We start from the raw sequence: 5,139 nt of genomic DNA, 5'->3' as shown, positions 1-5,139 counted from the left end.
GGCGACTCGATACAGAAAAAACTTATCTTTAACCAAGCTTGAATATATTGATCGCTCCTGCTCTTGGTTGGCAATCAATTATTCAGCAAGCCCTAGATAATCTAGTCATTTTCAAACTACGAACTAACAAACAACTCACTCCATCCGATCTATCTGAACTAGAAAATATCCTGCTGGAAAACAAGTTAGGGGTTGAGGAGGATATTGTTCGTGCCAAGGAAGAGTCGCATGGGTTAGGCTTGTTCGTCCGCTCTTTAGTAGGACTAGATCGTGAGGTAGCCAAGCAGGAACTAGCTAAGTTTATATCTGGTAAAAACCTTAACTCCAATCAGATTGAATTTGTGAATATGATTGTGGATTACCTAACCGCACATGGCGCAATGGATGCAGCAATCCTCTATGAATCCCCATTTACCGATATTACACCACAGGGGCCAGACGGATTATTTACCTCGGCTCAAGTAGATGAATTATTTCTTATACTTGAAGAAGTTTGTACACGGGCTGCTGCATAATACAGCGATAGACAATATCATTATTCGCAACAATATATAACTGATTTGCTTGACGAGGAATGCGCTACTTCAATCAGGGTATATGGATTTTAGTTATTAAATTAGGGCGCTATTTCCACAGTTTTATGCTAAAGTCCTCACTACCGCTAGCTAAAAGTTGACCATCAAAACTAATAGCTAAAGAGGTAACAGATGCCAAGTTGTGAGCGAGGGTTTTAATTTCCTCCCCAGTTTCTAAGTTCCAAACTTTGATGGTTGTATCCTCGCTACCGCTAACGAGAGTCTGCCCGTCTGGACTCATTACTAAAGACCAGACAGGGGCGGAATGTCCGGTCAAAGTACGAAGCAGCTCACCGTTGTTCAGGTTCCAGACTTTAATCTCTTTGTCTTGACTGCCGCTAACGAGAGTTTGTCCATCTGGGCTAATTGCTACGCATACCACAGGAGCAGAATGACCGACGAGGGTGTAGTTACTCCAAACGATGATAGTACAATCGTGGCTGCCGCTGGCTAGAATTTTCCCGTTGGGGTGAACGGCTAGGCAAGTAACACCGCCAGTATGTCTGGCGTAGGTATGCGTTATTTGAGCGGTTTCAAGATTCCAAACGCTGACAGTTGTATCGAGGCTGCCACTAAATAAAACTGAATTTTTTTTTGGATGAAAAGCGACGCAAGTTATAGGCTTTGAATGCCCTAAGAAAGCTTGAATTTCTTGCCCGGTTTTGAGGTTCCACAATCTAATGGTTTGATCGGCACTAGCACTCGCCAAAGTTTCGCCGTCTGGGCTAATAGCTACAGAAATTACGCTTGCTGAGTGACCTTTAAGTGTATAAAGTTCTTCTTCCTCAATCAAGTTCCAAACTTTGACAACTCCACCGTCGCAACCACTAACAAGGAACTGCCCGTCTGGACTAATAGCCACGCAACGTACAGGTTGTGAATGTCCAGATGATAAATCGCCCAACGTGCAATATAAGGCAATTTGTTGCCAATCTAGTGAATTTTTCAATGCAGGCTGTACATTGGAAAATCTCTCAAAGTAGTGTTGAGATAACTGGCGAATATCAGACAAAAGTTCTTCATCCCTCTGCATTTTTTGCAACTTTTTTTGCAATCGATACCTTTCTAGCGTAATTGATACGCGAGGATGCAAAATTTCGTCAACTTCTTGGAGCCGTTGCAAAATTGCCTTAGTATCCGCAAAGCGATTCTGAAGGGGCCGCGCCATGAGTTGGTCGATAAAATCTGCAAATACGGGCGAAATATGGGGTGCTTCATCGCGCCAAGTCTCTAATTCGTCAGTGTAAAGGTCATGCTCGTAGGGATTGTTGAATTCATTAGGATGCTTTCCGGTTAGCAAATAAACAAAAGTACGGCCCAAGGCAAAGAAATCAGATTGCGGGGAAGCTTGGCCGCAGAATTGCTCCAAGGGAGCGTAGCCGGGGGTATGAATAGTCGTAATTTGCTTGGCTGCGTGTTTCCCTTCGTAAGTGTGGGTGATTTCCCGCACGGTGCCAAAATCTACTAATACCAGCAATCCGTCCTGAGAAAGCATGATGTTGGACGGCTTGATATCCCGGTGAAATAACTGATTCTGGTGGAGGTCGCTGAGGATATAAACTAACTCCTCCAACCAAAGACGGGCTTTCTTTTCGCCGATCGGTCGATCGTCCCGCTGGGACATCCAATCTTGCAAATTTTCGCCTTCAATTTTTTGCATTACGAAGCAATGCGCCGGCTCCTGACTATTACCGGGAATAAAGGTAAAATATTCTTCACCTTTGGGAATTCCTAAAATATTGAGGCGGCATAGAACTTCGGCTTCTCGCTTGAATAGCTCCACAGCCTTGGGGGTGTTTTTAATCAAAACTTTTAAAACTTTCGGAGGTCGCCCGCGATCGCTAACCTCGTAAGTTTTGCCAAAGCCACCTTCTCCCAGTAGGCTGGTGGCACGATAGCGCCCTTCTAGCAACAAATTAGAACCACAGCTAGAGCAGCGCAATACATTATCGGCGGCATTTTTCGGATTGGGGCAGTGAGGATTAACGCACAAGCTCATCTTTGTAATCGTGTGGAAATAGAATCAGGTCAATTAAACAGGGGAAAGGAGCGGATTTTGGATGAGTTGGGGAAGAGAGCTATCAAACTCTGTTCCCCCAAGAACAGTAGTGTGAAAAAAATCTTAGTCGGAATTTTTCGGTTGCTGATTAAACGTTACAATGTTTTTGTAACCGCCGTCGAATCTGGCCACTGTTCCCTCACTTGGTGTGGCAGGAGGTGTTTGGTTGGCAGGTCCGGTAAAACCTTTTGCTTTTTGAGGGATGGGAGGTTGTGAAGGATCGGGAGTAGATGGTTTCTCTGGGTTATTGGGATTAGACATATTTATGGAAGATAACAACACTCAATCCATTATAGAAGCTGCAACGGGTTCTACAAATATTAGCGTGGCTTACGAGTATACAGAATCAGTTTACAAAGCTCGAAATGAAGCTTTAGACCACCTAAATGGGAGGCTGGGAACATTTTTGGGTTTCGGGGGATTGCTACTAAGGTTTGCTGCGGATTTACCAAGCATAAACACAGGGTGTCTTACTTGTTTGATTCTCAAAGTAATCGTATGTGGATTCTCTGCTGCATCTATTTTTGTAATTGCTACAGGACTAACATCTAACCCTATCGGTACTATTGTTAAACCCAGAGAGTTAATGACTGATTATTGGTACAATGAGTCCAATGAAAGATACAGAGCTTACATTACAAATACTTGGGTTGAAGCTATAGAATTATTTGAGGAAGCTGCAATCAAGAAAGCTAAACGTCTAAATCTGGCTATCTGGTTATTGACTCTAGCAACTATCTGGTTATTGACTCTAGCAACTATTGCCTTTGCTCTGGATATCATTATAGCAAGTGTTTTTACTGGTTCAATTTTTCATAATAATTAAAAAAAGACATCAACTTTTTCAATCCGCCTGAAAAACTTTGATTCTGTAATACAATTGTGGAATCTAGGCCCTCGATCTCCATTGTATCATGCCGTTAATGCCAGCAGTCACAGTTAAGTCGGGATACAATCCACAATCTATCGATACCAGTATTGAGGCTGACGTGCTGATGTTTCAGCTATTGCGGCAGTTAACGCCCCAACAAAAATTACAGCGGACTTGCGCTTTCACTCAATCGGTGCGAAGGCTGGCAATATTGGGAATAGAGAGTCAGTATCCTAATGCTACTGAGGCAAAAGTTCGACAAGAATTTATTAAAAGGTGCTTAGGTACTGAGTGGATAAAAGTTTTATCAAACAGCAATAATTGGGGTGAGTTAGTGATTGCAGATCCGATCGCATTAGCGCGAAAAATAGCCGACATTTTGTTACCGCTGAATATTCCTTATGTGATTGGCGGTTCGGTGGCGAGTTCGCTGCTGGGAGAAAACAGGTCTACGCAAGATTTGGACTTAGTAATTGACCTGGAAACGGGAACAGCACAGAGATTAATTGATGCCATGTCAGGCGAGTTTTATATCAGCGAGTCGGCTGTGAATGAAGCAATTGCTAAGTCAAGAATATCGCCCCGCGAATCATCTTTCAATGTCATCTATTTGCCATCTATGGAAAAAGCAGATATTTTTGTAATGAGCAGCGATGACCCTTTTTCCACTTCGGTGATGAACCGACGCCAGCTTTACCCTGTTAACATCTTAGAAGAGGAGGGAATCTACATCTACTCGCCCGAAGATATCGTCCTGCAAAAACTCAGTTGGTACAAACTAACTCCTGGCGGTTCCCAAAAACAGTGGAGAGACGTGTTGGGAGTTTTGAAAGTGCAACTGGGGCTCGATATCGGCTATATGAACCAGTGGGCTCTTACACTCAAACTAACAGATTTGCTCGACGAGGCCCTGCTTCAATCGGGGTATTAAGAGTCGTATTGAATAGGTAATATTTTATTTAGTTAATCGTCCCGGCTTGAAAAACTACGGTTTCTCGCTCGACAATGTGCAAAACTTTTACAAAAAAATGTGCTTAATGATACCGATTCATAACAGCAACCAAATTACATTTTACTGCAATCAAGCACTACCAAACTGCAACCAAACTAGATTTACCAATACTAAAACTACACCAAACTTGACGTGATAATATTCGTTCGCAGTTCGTCCATTTTGGTACACTTTTATCTCATTTTTGTCTGCGAACGTTATACTTTTGTCTATTAACGTTACACTTATACCATTTTTTGTCTATTTATCCAAAATTCATACAGGATAAGGATTACAGGGGTTTTTAGACTGTCAAAATTTGCATTGAATAGGAAGCCAACCTTGCCCAAAACCCAGATACAGACCAATACTACAGGGGGGCATGGACACAAAACTTGCGCGTCTTTACTTACTCCGCATTGCACCGTTTTTTACGATCTCAGTTACGGAATACTTAGGGGTATCGAAATTTCTGTTTTTTCCGACCAAAATGGAGAACCGAAAAACCGAGGTAAATCAGTCTAAGCAAGCCAATTGTAACCAGTAAGAGGCCTCCACAAAAAGAATGATCCAATAGCTATGTGGGTTTAGCGAAAATTTCCACAAACCATTTGTGAAGATTGGGCAGACGATTTATCTGGGT

General features: G+C 42.6%; 4 protein-coding genes. 3 read left to right on the top strand and 1 reads right to left on the bottom strand.

What is annotated here, in order from left to right; translation table 11 throughout:
* Window positions 1-38: 38 nt before the first annotated feature.
* Window positions 39-515 carry a type I restriction-modification enzyme R subunit C-terminal domain-containing protein gene (locus tag JGK11_RS32335; RefSeq protein ID WP_293214452.1) on the top strand — a complete coding sequence of 159 codons (477 nt, stop codon included), beginning with the start codon at window positions 39-41 and terminating at the stop codon, window positions 513-515.
* Between the two features lie 109 nt (window positions 516-624).
* On the opposite strand, the gene JGK11_RS32330 is transcribed toward JGK11_RS32335, so the two are convergent.
* Window positions 625-2,574, bottom strand: a complete 1,950-nt coding sequence (locus tag JGK11_RS32330) for a serine/threonine-protein kinase (protein WP_293214450.1) — start codon at window positions 2,572-2,574, stop codon at window positions 625-627.
* A 325-nt stretch (window positions 2,575-2,899) separates the two neighbouring features.
* On the opposite strand from JGK11_RS32330, the gene JGK11_RS32325 reads away from it, so the two are divergent.
* The gene (locus JGK11_RS32325; protein ID WP_293214448.1) at window positions 2,900-3,460 is read left to right on the top strand and encodes a hypothetical protein; all 561 of its coding nucleotides are present in this window, start codon (window positions 2,900-2,902) and stop codon (window positions 3,458-3,460) included.
* An 88-nt stretch (window positions 3,461-3,548) separates the two neighbouring features.
* Window positions 3,549-4,436 carry a hypothetical protein gene (locus JGK11_RS32320; RefSeq protein WP_293214446.1) on the top strand — a complete coding sequence of 296 codons (888 nt, stop codon included), beginning with the start codon at window positions 3,549-3,551 and terminating at the stop codon, window positions 4,434-4,436.
* Window positions 4,437-5,139 lie beyond the last annotated feature (703 nt).

Source organism: Microcoleus sp. PH2017_34_RAT_O_A (assembly GCF_020737885.1).
Classification (GTDB): Bacteria; Cyanobacteriota; Cyanobacteriia; order Cyanobacteriales; family Microcoleaceae; genus Microcoleus.
The sequence above is the reverse complement of the archived record's forward strand: the minus strand, read 5'-3'. Positions and strand labels throughout refer to the sequence as shown.